This is a genomic window from Alteromonas infernus (genome assembly GCF_902705815.1).
Genome location: NZ_CACSIG010000008.1, coordinates 1 through 17577 on the forward strand (window position 1 = coordinate 1; position 17577 = coordinate 17577).

The 17577-nt window shown below is 46.0% G+C and carries 17 protein-coding genes and 1 pseudogene; 6 read left to right on the forward strand and 12 right to left on the reverse strand.

The genetic code is table 11. The annotated features are described in order from the left end of the window. Positions 1-62: 62 nt before the first annotated feature. The 9 genes from hflC to ACX5J7_RS01910 form a co-directional block, all read right to left on the reverse strand. Positions 63-944 carry a protease modulator HflC gene (gene hflC, locus ACX5J7_RS01870; protein WP_015068348.1) on the reverse strand — a complete coding sequence of 294 codons (882 nt, stop codon included), beginning with the start codon at positions 942-944 and terminating at the stop codon, positions 63-65. A gap of 5 nt (positions 945-949) precedes the next feature. Continuing rightward, positions 950-2101 (reverse strand): FtsH protease activity modulator HflK, encoded by a 1152-nt coding sequence (gene hflK, locus ACX5J7_RS01875; protein ID WP_020744468.1) that lies wholly within the window; start codon positions 2099-2101, stop codon positions 950-952. A gap of 67 nt (positions 2102-2168) precedes the next feature. Continuing rightward, positions 2169-3458 carry a ribosome rescue GTPase HflX gene (gene hflX / locus ACX5J7_RS01880; protein ID WP_015068350.1) on the reverse strand — a complete coding sequence of 430 codons (1290 nt, stop codon included), beginning with the start codon at positions 3456-3458 and terminating at the stop codon, positions 2169-2171. A gap of 17 nt (positions 3459-3475) precedes the next feature. Next, positions 3476-3724, reverse strand: coding sequence for an RNA chaperone Hfq (gene hfq, locus ACX5J7_RS01885; RefSeq protein WP_014951092.1), 249 nt, complete (start codon positions 3722-3724; stop codon positions 3476-3478). A gap of 78 nt (positions 3725-3802) precedes the next feature. Continuing rightward, positions 3803-4756: a tRNA (adenosine(37)-N6)-dimethylallyltransferase MiaA gene (gene miaA / locus ACX5J7_RS01890; protein WP_278385961.1), complete on the reverse strand. Its 954-nt coding sequence runs from the start codon at positions 4754-4756 to the stop codon at positions 3803-3805. Continuing rightward, complete coding sequence (gene mutL / locus ACX5J7_RS01895; protein WP_020744469.1) at positions 4740-6566, reverse strand: DNA mismatch repair endonuclease MutL; 1827 nt, start codon at positions 6564-6566, stop codon at positions 4740-4742. The genes miaA and mutL overlap by 17 nt, the downstream gene beginning before the upstream one ends. Positions 6567-6666: 100 nt before the next feature. Next, positions 6667-8010: an N-acetylmuramoyl-L-alanine amidase gene (locus ACX5J7_RS01900; RefSeq protein ID WP_041703639.1), complete on the reverse strand. Its 1344-nt coding sequence runs from the start codon at positions 8008-8010 to the stop codon at positions 6667-6669. A gap of 74 nt (positions 8011-8084) precedes the next feature. After that, positions 8085-8567, reverse strand: a complete 483-nt coding sequence (gene tsaE / locus ACX5J7_RS01905) for a tRNA (adenosine(37)-N6)-threonylcarbamoyltransferase complex ATPase subunit type 1 TsaE (RefSeq protein WP_015068354.1) — start codon at positions 8565-8567, stop codon at positions 8085-8087. Positions 8568-8641: 74 nt separating this feature from the next. Next, positions 8642-10141: a bifunctional ADP-dependent NAD(P)H-hydrate dehydratase/NAD(P)H-hydrate epimerase gene (locus ACX5J7_RS01910; RefSeq protein WP_071952934.1), complete on the reverse strand. Its 1500-nt coding sequence runs from the start codon at positions 10139-10141 to the stop codon at positions 8642-8644. A 6-nt stretch (positions 10142-10147) separates the two neighbouring features. On the opposite strand from ACX5J7_RS01910, the pseudogene queG reads away from it, so the two are divergent. Further along, positions 10148-11290 (forward strand): annotated as a pseudogene (gene queG, locus ACX5J7_RS01915) (tRNA epoxyqueuosine(34) reductase QueG). 43 nt (positions 11291-11333) lie between these two features. Here the strand turns inward: queG and ACX5J7_RS01920 are convergent. The 3 genes from ACX5J7_RS01920 to nudC form a co-directional block, all read right to left on the reverse strand. Further along, a complete protein-coding gene (locus tag ACX5J7_RS01920) occupies positions 11334-11978 on the reverse strand; it encodes a hypothetical protein (protein WP_498705909.1) in 645 nt (214 codons plus the stop codon). 24 nt (positions 11979-12002) lie between these two features. After that, the gene (hemE, locus tag ACX5J7_RS01925) at positions 12003-13094 is read right to left on the reverse strand and encodes a uroporphyrinogen decarboxylase (protein WP_015068358.1); all 1092 of its coding nucleotides are present in this window, start codon (positions 13092-13094) and stop codon (positions 12003-12005) included. Between the two features lie 279 nt (positions 13095-13373). Next, the gene (nudC, locus tag ACX5J7_RS01930) at positions 13374-14207 is read right to left on the reverse strand and encodes an NAD(+) diphosphatase (RefSeq protein ID WP_015068359.1); all 834 of its coding nucleotides are present in this window, start codon (positions 14205-14207) and stop codon (positions 13374-13376) included. A gap of 163 nt (positions 14208-14370) precedes the next feature. Here nudC and ACX5J7_RS01935 point away from each other — a divergent pair, with 163 nt between their 5' ends. The 5 genes from ACX5J7_RS01935 to ACX5J7_RS01955 all read left to right on the forward strand — a co-directional run bounded on the left by ACX5J7_RS01935 (position 14371) and on the right by ACX5J7_RS01955 (position 17521). Then, positions 14371-14835 carry an Rsd/AlgQ family anti-sigma factor gene (locus ACX5J7_RS01935; RefSeq protein WP_015068360.1) on the forward strand — a complete coding sequence of 155 codons (465 nt, stop codon included), beginning with the start codon at positions 14371-14373 and terminating at the stop codon, positions 14833-14835. Between the two features lie 35 nt (positions 14836-14870). Continuing rightward, on the forward strand, positions 14871-15344 hold the full coding sequence (locus ACX5J7_RS01940) for a transcriptional repressor (RefSeq protein WP_015068361.1): 474 nt from the start codon (positions 14871-14873) through the stop codon (positions 15342-15344). After that, on the forward strand, positions 15334-15798 hold the full coding sequence (locus tag ACX5J7_RS01945; RefSeq protein ID WP_015068362.1) for a chemotaxis protein CheX: 465 nt from the start codon (positions 15334-15336) through the stop codon (positions 15796-15798). Before ACX5J7_RS01940 ends, ACX5J7_RS01945 begins: the two co-directional genes overlap by 11 nt. A gap of 65 nt (positions 15799-15863) precedes the next feature. Beyond that, the gene (locus ACX5J7_RS01950) at positions 15864-16223 is read left to right on the forward strand and encodes a secondary thiamine-phosphate synthase enzyme YjbQ (protein ID WP_498705911.1); all 360 of its coding nucleotides are present in this window, start codon (positions 15864-15866) and stop codon (positions 16221-16223) included. Between the two features lie 101 nt (positions 16224-16324). Then, positions 16325-17521 (forward strand): OmpA family protein, encoded by a 1197-nt coding sequence (locus tag ACX5J7_RS01955; protein WP_015068364.1) that lies wholly within the window; start codon positions 16325-16327, stop codon positions 17519-17521. Positions 17522-17577: the final 56 nt, after the last annotated feature.

Genomic DNA, 17577 nt, shown 5'->3' on the forward strand with positions numbered 1-17577 from the left:
CTGGGCAAACAAAAAAGCCAGTCTAAAAAGACTGGCTTTTGTTACATCAAACCGGCGTTCGGTTAGTTACCTTTAGACTGATTCATGTACTTAAAGAAGTCACTATCAGGTGCAATAACCATAACGTCTTGCTTGCTGTTAAAGCTCTTTTTGTATGCGTCCATACTGCGTAGGAAGCTATAAAAATCGGCGTTTTGAGAATATGCATCAGCATAAATCTGTGCTGCAATTGCATCACCTTCACCGCGTAGCTGTCGCGCATTTCGTTCGGCGTCGGCAAGCATTACGGTTACTTTCGCATCAATGTTTGCCTTGATCACTTCAGCTTGCTCTTGACCTTCTGAGCGGTGCTCACGAGCTACGGCGGCACGCTCTGCGCGCATACGCTGGAAGATCGAGTTGCTCACCTCAGTAGGTAAGTTAATCTGCTTAACGCGTACGTCTACAATTTCAATACCAAGCTCGTCAGACGATGTAGACGCCTGTTCCATTGCTTGGTTCATTAGTGCTGAACGCTCACCAGAAACGATTTGTGCAATAGTACGGGTACCGAACTCTGAACGTAGACCGTTGTTTACTTTTTGTTTAAGTAGCGCTTCAGCCTGCAGCTTGTTACCACCCGTTGATAGGTAGTAACGGGCAAAGTCATCAATGCGCCACTTAACATAAGAGTCTACGATAAGGTCTTTTTTCTCACTTGTTACAAAGCGGTCAGGTGAGCCGTCTAGTGTTTGAATACGCGCATCGAGTACACGTACCGAATCAATAAATGGCAATTTAAAGTGAAGACCTGGTTCAAACACCTTAGTGTCGCCAGTGTCGTCATCTCTTTGAACTTTACCAAACTGAATAACAATAGCTCGCTCGCCTTCTTTAACCGCGAACAGAGAGCCTGATGCGAGTAAAACAAGAAGAACGAATGCTGCAATTAATAAATTCTTCACTGTGCTTATCTCCCCTCTCTGTAGCTATCGCCGCGTAAGCCTGAGGTCGGCGATGAGTTGCGGCTTCTGCCTTCTGCATCAGTCACCGGCGCTTGCAAACCTTCTAGCGTGTTACGAGAACGCGCTTTCGTTGTAGACTGCTGACGCTCCATGATTTTATCTAACGGTAGATACATCATGTTATTGCCGCCTTTGCTGTCCACCATGATTTTGCTGGTGCTGCTTAACACTTCTTCCATCGTTTCAAGATAGATACGCTCACGGGTAACTTGCGGCGCGCGCTCATACTGTGGAAGTAACTCGTTAAAGCGGGCTACTTCACCTTGCGCCTCTAACGTTACCTGCTCTTTATATGCTTGCGCTTCTTCGTTCATGCGATTGACCTGACCACGTGCGCGAGGCTCGATTTCTCTTGCGTAAGCTTCTGCTTCACGAATAAAGCGTTGCTCATCTTCCTGTGCGGCAATGGCGTCATCAAACGCATCTTTTACCTGCTCAGGAGGACGTGCGTCACGGAAGTTCATATCAATAATAGAAACGCCCATGTTATAAGGCTCGATAATCCCCTGAAGTTCTTCCCATACTCGCTGACGAGTCACTTCACGACCGTCTGTTAGTACGTCATCCATCTTCGAGTGACCGACTACATAGCGGATTGCACTGTCTAACGATTGGCTTAGGCTTTGTTCTGGGCTCTCAACGGCAAAGGTCCAACGGTATGGGTCAACAACGCGAAATTGCATTTCCATTTGAACACTTACTACGTTTTCGTCTTCTGTTAGCATTGAACCAGAAGATGATTGGTCGCGGATTGACTGCACGTCAACAGGGATAACTGTATCAACGAAGGTCGGCGCCCAGCGAAGGCCGGGTTCTACCTGTTGGTAGTACTCGCCAAAGCGCAGTACAACACCACGCTCTGCTTCACGAATAGTGTAAAAGCCGCTGATAAACCATATCACTACAAGCAAGCCTACTAGAATACCAGCACCGATGCCGCCTAGGCTTTTGCCCGAGCCACCACCGTTACCACCTGACTTTCCAAACTTACCAAATAAGTTTTTAAACACATCGTCTAAATCTGGGGGACCTTGCTCTTTCCCGCCGCGATTCTTCCACGGGTCGTTATTATTGCCACCCGGCTCATTCCAAGCCATGCTGATACTCCATAGATTACTGTTATATTTTTAAATGTCGCATGCTCAATACAGTGATTAGCACTGCTTAATGTCGCACAACATACTCTGATATTCCGTTTTCCAGACGTTTTTCAAGCCTGTTCCAGTCGGCAGCGGGCATTCTTACATCGACTACCCAGTCACCTTGACTGTCGTATTCTTCGCTAGAAATACAGTTTAGTTCGTATAATACGCCGCGCAATCGACTTTGAGCTGGGGGAATCTTTAATGTGTAATTCACCATACTTTTACTCAAACACTCGGTTAAAGCTTGGCTTAACAACTCTGTCCCTTCCCCCGTCTGTGCAGACAACCACACGCGAACGGGCACCCCTTCGTCATTTCTTTCTATACGAGGTTTAACGTCTTCTAGTTTATCAATCTTATTACAGATTAGTAATTGTTGAATATCCCCAGCTTCAATTTCTTCAAGTACGTCGTTTACTTCGTCCATGGTTTCTCGATACTTCGCATCAGCGATATCAACGACATGGAGCAGTAAGTCAGCTTCTTGAGTCTCTTGCAGCGTTGCTTTAAAAGCCGCGACTAAATCGTGAGGAAGGTGTCGGATAAACCCTACCGTGTCGGCCAAAATAGCGGGGCCAACGTCTTTTAACTCGATTTTACGTAACGTGGGATCTAGCGTTGCGAACAGCTGGTCGGCAGCGTAAACGTGAGAGTCGGTAATGGTGTTAAACAGCGTCGATTTACCCGCATTCGTATAGCCAACTAAGGATACCGTTGGAATTTCAGCGCGTTTACGAGAGCGACGACCTTGCTCTCGCTGTTTCTGCACTTTTTCCAAACGACGAAGAATGGCTTTTATACGACCACGAAGTAATCGTCGGTCAGTCTCTAGCTGTGTCTCACCCGGTCCGCGTAGACCTATACCACCTTTTTGACGCTCAAGGTGAGTCCAGCCTCGGATAAGACGCGTTGAGATATGTCTCAACTGGGCTAGTTCAACCTGAAGCTTACCCTCGTGCGTTCGCGCTCTTTGAGCGAAAATATCGAGTATAAGCCCCGTTCTGTCTAACACCCTGCATTTACACACGGCTTCTAAGTTACGCTCCTGGGAGGGAGACAGCGCGTGGTTGAAAATAACAACGTTGGCATCGTGTGCGTTAACTGCCGCTGCTATTTCCTCTGCTTTACCTGAACCAACGAAAAACTTAGCATGAGGAGCGCTGCGCGAAGTAGTAATGACTTCTACCGCGTTCACCCCTGCCGAAGACACAAGCAATTCAAGCTCACTTAAGTCTTCTTTACTGTTCTCGTCGGAAAAATTAACATGAACAAGTACAGCCTGTTCACCGGCTTCATAACGGTCAAACAAGCGCGTTACCTTTTAAATTATTCACCTTTAGTATTTTCAGAATCTCCTGCGCTTGGCATTGTGATAGCGCGTGCTGGAACAACAGTAGAAATTGCGTGCTTATACACCATTTGGCTTACTGTGTTCTTCAGTAGAATAACGAACTGGTCGAATGACTCAACCTGCCCCTGAAGTTTGATACCGTTTACCAGATAAATTGATACTGGTATACGTTCCTTACGCAAAGCGTTTAAGAATGGGTCTTGTAAAGATTGCCCTTTAGCCATTTGATATCCTTAGTTTTTATTATTCGTGATAATAATTACACTACCACTGCACGTCTAAAATATACCACACTCAAACATTTAAAGTGTGACTTTCGCTGTAATTTTAGTCAAATTATCGTTAGCAAATGTGTCTAACCACGTAACCTGCTCCCAGCCCCTTAGCCAAGTCAGCTGGCGCTTTGCGAGTTGTCTTGTGGCGATAATGCCTCTTTCCCGCATTTCTGCGTAACTCAAATGGCCGTCTAAATACTGCCACATTTGCCTATACCCTACAGAACGAATAGAAGGTAAATCTTCATGAAGATCACTGCGTTCGTAGAGTTTTACTACTTCTTTCTCGAACCCTTGCTCCAACATCATGTCGAAGCGGGTAGCAATACGGTTGTGCAACACGGCACGGTCTTCGGGCGCGATGGCAAATTGGGCAATGTTGTAAGGGCACTTTTCGCCCTTTTGCTGCTGCCAATAGGTCAACGTTTTGCCGGTGTTTCTATACACTTCAAGCGCTCGAGTAATACGCTGTGGATCGTTAGGGTGAATTCTCTCACCGCTAACCGGGTCTACACTACGCAGTTCGTCGTGTAATTTAGACCAGCCCAAGCGTTGTGCCTGCTGTGTTATTTCATCTCGTATCTTTTCATCTGACTTAGGTAGTGGCGAAATACCATTTATCAAGGCATTGAAGTACATCATTGTACCTCCAGCCAAAATTGGTACCTTGTCACGCGCTAATATATCGCCAATTAAACGATTTGTATCGTTAACAAATTGCGACACTGAATAACTTTCAGCAGGGTCGATAATGTCAATTAAATGATGTACCACTCCTGCGCGCTCTTCGATTGAAGGTTTCGCAGTACCAATGTCCATCCCTTTATACACAAGGGCAGAGTCGACACTGATCACTTCACTTTCAACCTGAGCAGCTATCTCTAGCGCTAAGCCCGTTTTGCCTGATGCCGTGGGGCCCATAATAGCAATCACAGGCAATGCAGAATTTATGCCATCGGACACCTTATTCTCCCCACACATCGAGCACTAAATTCAAGGGGCGCACTTTAGCAAATTGCTCTATAATTTCCCATTGTTTAACTGCGCTTTGCTGATCCAACCAGTACCACAGCGCTTTTGTTACTTCATCGTCTATCAAAGCTTCAGGTAAAGACAATAATTTTAGCGCGCTTTCAAGACTATTAATGGTGTCACCGAACTTCACATTTAGAAGAGATTCAAACCATTTAATCCACGGAAGATGTCGAGTTCCTGCCGGAACCTGCTGTAACCGATATTTTCCCGCAACCTTATTTATTTCAAAATGCGCTTCATTTAGCATCGAAACCAGTTTTTCTTCCACATTATCGAGGGAAACAGCCACTGGCATTAACAAAGGTTGACTGTGCTGTGCTTTTAAAAATAGTTCGCTTAGCCAGATATTTACAACTTTCGTCGCACTAATAAGGTAAATTTTTTCTTCTTTTGGGTAAATTCTGCACAGTGAGGAGAGATTTACACACTCAAGTATTGATGACTCATTCCCGTCGCCGGTCAAATTGTCGCTATTTGGCGTCATCAAAGCATTATAGCTAGACTGATATGCAGCGCTTGGGCCCCTACTTTGTCGCTGAGTTATTCCCCCTGCTCTTACGCCTGAACTCCCAACCCCGCTACTTGCGGTTTTGCCTGACGGTGAATACGATGACGGGTACGCGCTTTGCTCATTAAACGCACGAGTACTACTTTCAGCTTGAGTTTGAAGCGGTCTGATGTAGTCGTGTTCAACTTCATGGGACATAAAGTCACTTTCTAAGTGACGCTTATTATCCATACCTGTCAGGGACGCTTCATCTGTCATCGCATGAAGCGCATCACTGACGGTTTTACAAATGAAGTCATGTACTAACCGCCCTTGCTGGAATCTAACTTCGTGTTTTGCGGGATGAACGTTCACATCGACATCTTTAGGGTCAACGGTTAAGTAGACTACAAAGCTTGGCTGCTCTATAACGCCCCATACGCTCTCGTATGCTTGACGTATAGCGTGCATGATCAGTTTATCCCGCATACCGCGCCCATTAACAAAACTAAACTGGCAGTCATTGCTGCTGCGCAACATCGCTTCATTACCTAACCACGCATCAATTTGAAGACCTTCGTAAGCAGCATGAATGTGCACCGCGTTTTGAATGAACTTTTGCCCAACCACAGCACCGATTCGCGTGGTTAGACTCCCTTCTTTATCAGCGATAAACCGTTTCGCCACTTTGTCGTTATGTTTCAACACAAAAGATACGCTAGGGTAACTTAACGCGATACGTTTAATTACCTCTTCGATGTGCTGAAATTCGGTTTTTTCAGTGCGCAAAAACTTGCGTCTAGCAGGTGTATTATAAAAAAGGTCCGCCACATCAATCGTTGTTCCCACGGGGTGTGCGGCGGGCTGTATATTTACTGCCATCTCACGGCCTTCGCAATACGCTTGCCACGCTTCTGTTTGTGCTTGCGTACGCGATGTAAGCGTTAGCCGGCTTACCGAACTAATACTAGCAAGGGCTTCTCCACGAAAACCCAAAGATAAAATTTGCTCCAAATCATCTAGCGTCGTAATTTTGCTGGTTGCGTGGCGGCTTAGCGCCAGCTGTAGTTCATTTTTCTCGATTCCAGAGCCGTTATCTTTAATACGAATTCGCTTGTGGCCACCTTTCTCAATGTCTATTTCTATCTTTGTTGCGCCAGCGTCTAGGCTATTTTCCAACAGCTCTTTAACCACAGATGCGGGGCGTTCTACTACTTCACCTGCGGCTATTTGGTTGGCTAATTGTGGAGATAAAAGCTGTATAGGCAAAGGGCTACCCTATTGATATTGGCTGAATAGATATATGGTGACTTAAAATGTAATTGCGTAAGCAAAAGGGGGCTTTCCCCTCAACCACGCCCGCGCCAGGCTATGTTCGAGGGATATTTAACACCTGCCCAACACGCACAACATCACTTGAAAGATCGTTTGCAGCTTTTATGCTACTTACCTTTACGTTGTAGCGCTGCGCCAATAAAGAAAGCGACTCTCCGCTTCTTACTTTATGCCGCCTGTTGTTCGATCGTTCTTGAGCCCATAGTGTACCATCAGGCGGAACTTGCTTGAAGTAACGCTTGGTGGCTTTGAACATTGCATTAGCCAAACGCTCGCGATGTTTTGACCAATTTAGGTTCTTTTCTTCTTGAGGATTAGAAATAAAACCAACTTCCACCAATATTGATGGGATATCTGGAGCCGTTAACACAGCGAAGCTAGCAGCTTGGGGCTTTCTTTTGTGAAGGCTCGTCACTTGTTTTAGCTCTTCTACTACCTTATTACCTAAGTCGTGGCTAGTCGCCATACTGTGATCCATTGATAGGCCGAGTATGGTTTCAGTGAGATAACGTTCACTCGACTTATCATTTATGACTTCTGCAGCCCCGCCGAGTAACTCAGAATGGCGTTCGGATTTTTCTAGCCATCGCCCTAATTCGGTATCAGCACGGCGCATTGAAAGCACCCATACCGAACCACCGCGCGGTTGAGGTTGGCTAAACGCATCCGCGTGAATAGAAATAAGCAGGTCCGCTTTTTTCTCTCGCGCTATTTCAGGGCGTCGATTAGGAGAAATATAGTGATCACCGCTTCTCGTCATGATGGCGCGCATTCCACGCTCTTTGTTTATCATGCTTTCAAGCTTTTTCGCTATGCTAAGGGTGATATGTTTCTCGTATGTACCCGCAGGCCCTACTGAGCCCGGATCGTGACCGCCATGGCCAGCATCTATAGCAACAATGATATCCCTATCCCGGGCGCTGCTTGAGTCATCCATAACGACGGTGCCCGTTGACGCCGCACGTGTAGGTGCTTTCGATGAGCCCTTATCGGGTAAATCAACCACAAGCCTGTGACCGAGTGCTCCCTGAGGCGCGACAGCGAATATAGAAGGTTTTGTATTGCGGTTTAGCTCTACCACTACCCTTGCAGATGAAGGTTTTTTCGGCGTTGAATAGCGAAGCTTTTTAATAAGATCGCCGCTATTCGCTACACCTGATAGTTTGGTTGAATTGCTGGTGTTTTTTAAATCAATAACCAGTCGTAGCGGATTTTTAAGCGTGAAATAGCTAAACTCAGGCTCGGCTTTCATATCGAAAACAACGCGAGTATTGTCAGGCGACGGCCATATTCTTACTCCGTCGATGTTATTTTGCGCGCCGTGTGCGAATTGCACCACGAAACACAATAATAATACCGAAACTATACTGCGCACCATAATTAGCCTTTGTATTCTTGTATTGCCGCCCTCGTAAACCCCGGAGCGACTGTTATTTTTAGTTATCTTTTGCGCTATACGCGCTTGCACTGCTGGAGTATCTTTGCACCGTGTACACTTTTAGCGTCCAGACTGAACTGCCTTCCAGATGGAGTAATATTTATACTAATCACTAAGTCAGGCGTTGCCAAGTATTCCCCGCCTTTTTCAGACCATTCGATAAGCGCAATGGCACCAGAACCAAAATAGTCTCTAATACCCATAAACTCGAGCTCTTCAGGGTCGGCTAAGCGATATAGGTCAAAGTGATAAATATTGACGTCATCCAACTCATAAGGTTCAACCAATGTATACGTTGGACTTTTAACGCTGCCTGAATGACCTAAAGATTGAATAAAATAGCGGCTAAACGTGGTTTTACCTGCACCTAAATCGCCATTTAGGTAAATAACGGCGTGAGCCGGGAGTTGACTTGAAACGGCTTGCGCTAAGTCTTTGGCAAGCTGCGCGGTATCGTCTAATTCATTAGCAAAAAAAGAGGTGTGCGGGTAAGACATCAACAATATTCCACAGTAATTGTAAGCCGAAAAACACAGTAGATGCCTGCCCGTTTAAGACAAAACCACGCTAACTAGTGGTTTATTAATGCACGTACTGCGTCAAACAAATCGCTCGCTATCATACCACGTTGACCATAGAGTTGGGCAATATCATCTCCCGCTTTCGCGTGCAGCACTACGCCGTATTTTGCAGCAATATCTGTTTCTACACCTTGAGCGAGCAATGCCCCTAAAATGCCACTTAACACATCTCCACTTCCCGCGGTAGCCATCCCCGGATTACCATGACGGCAAACCCAGGTTTTCTTTTCGTTATCAATAAGCGTACCCGCCCCTTTTAGCACGCAGACGGCGTGGTAACGCTGTGAACACTGCCTTGCATAGTTAAACCGGTCGCTTTCTACGTCATCGATAGAAACACCCAGTAAGCGTGCGGCTTCACCTGAATGAGGGGTAAGGATACTGTCTGACAATGTATAAGCCGTCGACTGCTTACACAGTAAATTTAACGCGTCGGCATCGATAACAACCGGCTTATTTTTGCTTTGACAGTGCTTCATTGTGGTTTCAAAGACGGTTTCAGCCCATTCATCTTGACCTAAACCTGGCCCGATAACCACACAGGTTGCCCACGCGAGCGCATCTTCTAAATTATAGTCAGTCACCATCAACTCGGGGCGCCCTGCACTAACCTGAACGACCGACGATTCATGGGTATACACGCGAACCATACCCGCACCACTTCGCAACGCCGCTTCACTGGCTAGGCGGATAGCGCCTGCTGTACCGCGGTTACCACCAATGCACAATAGTCTTCCGTAGGTTCCCTTGTGGCTATTTATATCGCGCGGCCCCATGCCTTTGAAGTGCTCAATGTTGAGCATGGTTGCACTCGCCTTCGCGAGCGCCTGAAACGCTTTGCCAATACCCAAGTCGGCATAAACCAGCTTGCCGCAAGACTGTTTACCTGCACCTGTGACAAGCCCTGGCTTGATACCTACAAAGGTCACCGTAACATCAGCCTGTACACACCGGCCCAAACTCTGCCCGGTATTAGCATCTAAGCCAGAAGGCACATCCACACTCACAACGGGGGTTGCTGATGCGTTCACCGCATCAATAACATCGGCAAATTCGTTGCGGATATAACTATTGATACCCGTGCCAAGAAGAGCGTCTATCACTACATCCGCTTTTTCTAATAAAGCAGGTTCGAAACCATCAATACTGCCTCCCGAGTCAAGCCAGCGCTGCTGCGCCGTACCGGCATCCCCTTCAAGCGTACGCTGTGGCTCTACCGCACAAAGATGAACTTGCTTACCCGCAAGTTTGGCGTTAATTGCTGCAATATAGCCGTCTCCGGCGTTGTTTCCTTGGCCTACCAATACTAAATAGGTATCCGAATTTGGCATCAGCTCTAAGCATTGCTTAAATACTACGTCCCCTGCCCGTTGCATCAAAGTAAACATATCGCAGCCAGAGTCTGCAGCAGCTTGCGCTTCATTTTCTCTAACCTGATCGGCCCGAAATAGTTTGTATGATAAACTTGACGTTAATTGAGTATCTAGCATAAGCAAATGTCCGAAATTAATTCTATCGACCTTCGTGAATTAACCAACAATATCAAGGCTTGGGGTACAGCGCTAGGCTTTCAGCAGGTTGGCATCAGTGATATTGATCTACATCAGCATGAAGCCCACCTTCAAGCCTGGTTAGACAAGGGGTATCACGGTGACATGGCTTATATGGAAAGCCATGGAATGAAGCGTGCTCGGCCCGCTGAGTTAGTGCCTGGCACGTTAAGAGTTATCAGTGTTCGCATGAACTACCTCCCTCCTGATGCGTCGTTCGCTCAACATTTAAAAGCGCCCCACATTGGCTATATTAGCCGCTATGCACTAGGCCGCGATTATCACAAGGTGTTAAGAAAACGATTAAAACAGCTAGGTGAGAAAATTACCGCTTCTCTTGCAAGTACTCAGTACCGCCCTTTTGTGGATTCCGCCCCCGTACTAGAGCATGCTATCGCTGAAAAAGCCGGTATAGGGTGGACCGGCAAACATAGTCTTACGCTCAATAAAGAAGCGGGCTCGTGGTTCTTTCTAGGGGAGCTTTTTATCAATGTGCCGCTCCCTGTGGACTCGCCAATTGAAGAAGGCTGCGGTAGCTGCACAGCCTGTTTAACTATTTGCCCCACTAACGCTATTGTCGAGCCTTATAAGGTAGACGGACGTAAATGTATTTCGTACCTTACTATCGAGTCTGATAAAGACATACCAGAAGAACTCAGACCCTTGATGGGCAACCGCATATACGGCTGTGATGATTGTCAGCTAGTGTGCCCTTGGAATCGGTTTGCTAACATTACCGAAGAGGAAGACTTCCACCCTAGAACAGTGCTTCATGGCCAAAGCTTAAATACATTATTTAGTTGGTCAGAGGAAACCTTTTTACAAAGCACCGAAGGCTCACCGATAAGGCGTATAGGCTATCAAAAATGGCAGCGTAATATTGCTGTTGCACTCGGTAACGCGCCTTACAACGAAGAAAGTATTCAGTTGTTAAAAGAAAGGCATGGCACGGTGAGTGAGTTGGTAGACAGACACATTGATTGGGCATTGCAGCAACAACAAAAAAAACCAGACGGCCTATGAAGCGCAAACCGACAGCAGCAGCGACTCATTCGAGTGATTGAGAAAGGTTTGCCGAGAGACGCATAATTGACGTATTACGCATCAAAGCTCTACGAGGAAGGCAACCGCTTTAACCGGCAGAAGCGACCTTTTGCTTTAGCTCTGCCTGCATATTTTCTTTGTACTTCAAATTAGCGTTAGGCTGATGCTGAGCGGCAAAAGAAACGTTAAGCTTCAAACCGCGCTGGGCTAATTGAGTAGAGACAATAGGCGAACCGAATTGCCACCATGGCTCTTGCTCAAGAGCTTTGATAACTAAAAAGAGCTCCGTTTCAGAACCATCGTACTCACCGACAACTTCGCAAAGGCCGCTGCGGCACGTTACCGAGTTTAAAACAAAAAGCTCATTGTTTGGGGGGAGGGCAAAAAACGTAGCAAGCGAGCCTTCAGTTTCTGCGTAGAAAGCAGCGGGCGCTTTTGAGGAGGAATCATTTTTTCCTGCTCGCATCGCCTCCCTAGCTTGGCTTTGTGCAAGTTGGCTGTCTTTACTTTTGTCCGCTGCTGTGTTGCCGGTTGTTGTGTTTCCCGTAGCCAGTTTAGCGGCTGGCTTAATAACTTTCAGCTCGCTCGTTTCCGTGGCGCGAGAGCGCGCTAACACTGTGGTTAGTCGCGCCTTATCTGCATTGGATTCGCTAAGTTGATGTTGATAGCCAGAGAATTTATGCCCTGCTATTAACGCAAACGCTATTAGCAATATCACAAGCCACGTTTTCATTAAGCTTCCTTTATTACGGTTTGCTTATTTGTGATATTGCTTACTTAATTCGTGAACTGCATTTACGAATACGCCGGCATTCTCAGGCGGAACATCTAAGTGGATGCCGTGTCCTAAGTTAAATACATGACCACTGCCTTCGCCGTAACCCTCTAGAATTGAAGCCACTTCTTGCTCTATTCTTTGAGGCTGTGCATATAACATAGACGGGTCCATATTGCCTTGTAGCGCCACCTTATCACCAATACGTGCACGGGCTTCTTTGATATCGATAGTCCAATCTAAGCCAACTGCATCACAGCCTGTTGCTGCGATAGACTCTAGCCACATGCCACCGTTTTTAGTAAACAGTGTTACTGGCACTTTGCGGCCTTCATTTTCACGAGTTAGACCACTTACAATACGCTCCATATATTGAAGCGAGAATTCTTTGTAATCGCGAGGTGATAAAACGCCACCCCATGTATCAAAGACCATGACCGATTGCGCACCTGCCGCAATTTGTGCGTTAAGGTACTCGGTAACCGAATCGGCGAGCTTTGCTAATAGCGCATGAAGCGTGGCAGGCTCAGCAAAGGCCATCTTTTTAATTTTAGTGAATGCTTTACTAGAGCCACCTTCAATCATGTAGGTTGCGAGCGTCCATGGACTTCCCGAGAACCCGATTAGTGGCACCTCACCTTTCAGTTCGCGACGAATAGTTCTAACCGCGTTCATTACATACTGTAATTCGCCTTCTGGATCTGGAAGACCAATTTTGTCTACATCAGCTTTGCAGGTGATAGGATTCTTAAAGCGCGGGCCTTCACCCGTTTCGAAGTAAAGACCTAGTCCCATGGCATCGGGAATAGTCAAAATATCAGAAAAAAGAATGGCTGCATCAAGGGGAAAACGACGCAAAGGTTGAAGCGTAACTTCACACGCAAGTTCAGCATTTTTACAAAGCGACATGAAATCACCCGCCACCGCGCGAGTTGCTTTGTATTCAGGAAGATAACGCCCAGCTTGTCGCATCATCCATACAGGTGTGACATCTACCGGCTGTTTAAGTAACGCACGTAAATAGCGATCGTTCTTTAACGCGGGTTTATCAACACTGGGGACATTTTGCGACATATAACTCACCTGAATAACTGAAGATAATAGAGCGCCGAAGTATACCAGCATTATCTAAAAGGTGCGCTAAAACCTGTATTAAAAAATCGACGTTTAATCGACAATTCAGCGCAATGCGCCACTACCGTTAGTTCAAGTGTCGATAATTAAAGACGAACATATCTTGAAAAAGACGCTTGCACTTAAAGTAAGTGTTTGCTAATAATAGACACGTTAAAGAAAAGAAGCCCTAAATGGGACCGTGCTAAACGTATTGAAACCCTGCCTCGGCAGGGTTTTTTATTTGTCTGTGATCAGCGACACGGTTTCTGCTATTAACTGCCCGGCAATGGATATCTTCGGTGGAATAGTAGGAAGATCGTTGATATCAAACCACTGTGCATCGTCTATCTCGTTTTCCTGACAACGAATCTCCCCCCTTTCATATTCAGCAATAAAGCCTACCATCAAAGAGTGTGGGAACGGCCACGGCTGACTGCTGTAGTAACGCAGGTTTTTAACCTCTACGCCTACTTCTTCAAACACTTCCCGATGTACCGCTTGCTCAAGACTCTCTCCACTTTCAACGAAGCCAGCTAAGGTTGAGTACATATTAGACTCGCGGTGGCGAACGCCTTTGGCCAAAAGAATTTTCTCATTATTGTGAATAGAAACAATAATACACGGCGATACTCTCGGATAGCTGCGATGCTGGCAGCGGTGACAGTGCATGGCCATTTCCCAATCAACTCGTTCTGTTTTTGCGCCGCATTGACCGCAAAATTGATGGGTACGCAGAAAGTGAATGTACTGCCAAGCTCTACCAATTACCGAAAAAGCATTTTCGTAATCTGCAAAAAGAAGCTGTCGCAACGACACGCGCTCCCAGCCAGGCTCTTCAATATGCTCGGCCCCTAAATCAACGACAAAAACAGGCATATCACGCTGCGCGGTCTCATTAAGCGGCGGCAACTGATGAATATCATCTATATAAGAAGCAAGAAAAGGAATTTCACTTAAATAGGCGACAGGAATAGACTCAGATGATTCTTGGATCACGATTTTACCGCGACTAAATACCACCCACATAGCTTGCTGTGAGGTTAATTTCATTTCATCTAACTTTATCATCATTGCACAATACTCCTGTCTTCTTGCGAACCATAGTACACTATATACGCACAGTCTTGGTCTGCAACGCCGTGTTTTAACAACGAACTTTTTCGAGCAAAATTTGTGTCACTAGTGCACAGTGTTATACTGAAGCTTATTGTCGCTAAACAGGTAGCACATCGAAATGTTGCAACAGTTAGAAAGCGTTAAATCCAGATGGGGTGGAAAAAGCCAAGTAGTTGACCGCTGGTTGATGGACAGACAGGCATTATTGGTCTCGTTCTGTGAACTAGCTGGCATCAACAAGCAGAGCGAATCTTTACCCGATGCCGATGAGATTGCTAATTTTTGCAGCGCACTACTCGATTATCTGTCTGCAGGGCACTTTGAAGTTTTCGATATTCTCGTAGAAGACGACGACGAAGGCCTTGATTTAAAAGATAAGCTTTACCCCAAATTGACAAAAACCACCGACGCAGCACTCGCATTTAATGATACGTTTGCGCAAGCAGTAACACCTGAGCAGGCCGCTGGGTTTGACGCTGCATTAGCTCAGCTCGGTGAAACATTAGAAGAGCGCTTTGCCTTGGAAGATGAGTTAATTGCTCATGTACACACAAATAAACGTGATCCAGAAGTAACGCTTTAATATAACAATGAAAGTCGAGTTTACGGTTATTATCAATGAACAAAACCACACTTATTCATAAGGCACGAGCGTACTGCGAACAACGCGGCGCCAGATTTACTCCGCTTCGAGAGAAAGTATACGAAATTCTTGTTTCAAAGCACGGCCCCATGGGTGCTTATGAACTTCTCGACTCTTTAAAAGAAACAGAATCTAGTGCCAAACCAGCGACAGTCTATCGCGCCCTCGACTTCCTACTCGACTTTGGGTTTATTCATCGGCTGGAGTCTACTAACGCTTTTGTAGCCTGCTACCATTTTGGTTGTAACCACCCCGTTCAGTTCTTAATTTGTGATAGCTGCGGCGACGTAGCTGAGATACAGTCTGAAGGATTACAAGACACACTAGAGAGTCAAGCTCAGCAGCATGGCTTCAAAGTATCGAAACAAACTATTGAGGCCCATGGATTGTGCGCCGATTGTCAACAAACGGAAGATCACGCTGCCCAGGAGAGTGTAAATGAATGCTGATTTTGTGAACCCGTTTATTGGTGGGCTGTTAAATGTGCTTGAAACCATGGCACAAACCAAGCTAACGCCGGGAAAGCCGAAACGTAAGCAGAGCGATATTGCCAAAGGCGATGTCTCTGGCTTGATTGGCATGGTAGGTCCTGACGTACGGGGCTCAATGTCTATTACTTTTGATGAGTCGCTAGCCCTTACCATTATGGAAAGAATGGTAGGAGAACGCCCTGAGAAACTCGACGCAGAAGTGGGCGATATGGTGGGCGAGGTCACCAACATGATTTGCGGTAACGCAAAACGAGATCTTGCAGAACGCGGTTATGAGTTCGGCATGGCCACGCCTATTGTCGTGTCGGGAAAGCAACACACGATAAGCCACCAAGTAGACGGTGCAAAAATTATTCTGCCTTTCATGTGCGATGAAGGGCTCGCGCACTTGGAAATCTGTTTTGATAAATAATTTCTGGCAGTCTGAAAAAATTACACTCGACAGCTATCCCAGGTTTCCACTTAATCACACAACAAGTGGAAGCCGCGCTACCTGGTATTCGTCGTGTGGAAGTTGGGCTTTTACATTTATTTCTTCAGCACACCAGTGCGAGCTTAACCATTAATGAAAATGCCGACCCTACTGTTCGACAAGATATGGAGGCTTTCTTCAACCATAGTGTAAAGGAAGAGCTTTCTTTTTTCAGGCATACTTATGAAGGTAAAGATGATATGCCAGCTCACCTAAAATCGAGTATACTAGGGTGTCAGCTTACTATTCCTGTCCAACAAGGCGCACTTGCGCTTGGCACATGGCAGGGTATCATGCTCGGTGAACACCGAGATCATGGTGGAAGACGAACAATTATTGCCACATTACAAGGGATCGCAGCCTAACCCATATTATAAATGGCATAGTTTGTGCTAACATTTTACGTTAAGCACGATAAAAAATTATCAAAAATCGATAATCACTCAACGTTAAACAGGATGTGACTATGAAACAACACTTTAAAATGGCAGCGCTATCTCTTGCTGTGCTTTCTTCAACAAGTGCATTCGCACAAGATTCTTCTGAACCAGAGTACAAAAACTGGTTTGGTCTATCTGGCATGTACTACAACACTGACGACTCTCGTCCACTTTCTTTAACTGAAGACGGTGTTTATGATGACGGTCGCGGCGTAGCTTTTGAATACGGTTTCCGTTTCACTCAAAGCTGGGCAGCACGTGTTGAATTTACAGCACTTGATCTTGACTACGTAGGCGGCGGCGACGAAAGCGGTGAAATGGTTGGCGTAGATGCGCTATATTTCATGCCTGACGACGCATGGTTCGTATTTGGTGGTGTTAAACGCCAAGCAGTAGGTGAGTCAACAACACTAGGTAACATTGGTATCGGTAAACACTGGGACATACATGAAGATGTTAAGCTAGTAACTGAAATCGCGGCTTACCACGACTTTGGTGAAGACTACAACGACTACAGCATCAAGTTAGGTATTGCAGTACCATTCGGTAAATCAACGCCTTCAGCGCCTAAAGACAGCGACAACGATGGTGTTGTAGACGGTAAAGACCAGTGCCCAATGACACCAGCAGGTGTTCGTGTTGATGCAACTGGCTGTAGCGTAGACAATGACAACGATGGTGTACTAAACAGTGTTGACCAATGTCCTAATACACCTGCAGGCACTAAAGTAGACGCTACTGGCTGTGCAATTAAAGATGCAGACAACGATGGCGTTGTAGATAGCAAAGACATGTGCCCAGATACTGCTGCTGGTGTTAAAGTAGACGCTAAAGGCTGTACAGTATTTGACGAAGAGACAGTAGAAATTACACTACGCGTTCTTTTCGACAACGAAAGTGCTGTTGTTAAAATGCCTAAAGATCCAGAAATTTCAGAATTTGCTGAGTTCATGAAGCAGTATCCTTCAACCACTGCGGTAATTGAAGGTCACACTTCTGCACCAGGTTCTGAAGCATACAACATGGACCTTTCTGACCGTCGTGCTGCTAACTTCAAAGAAGTAATGGTAGACATGTATGGTATCGATTCTTCTCGCTTAGATACAATCGGTTACGGCGAAACTCGTCTTCTTGACGAAGGTAACAACGCCGAAGCTCATCGTGTAAACCGTCGCATTTCAGTGACAGTTAAAGACACGGTTAAAGTACCTGAAGAGAAATAATTCATTTGATATGAATTGAGAAAGGCGCCGAACGGCGCCTTTTTTGTGTCTGTAGT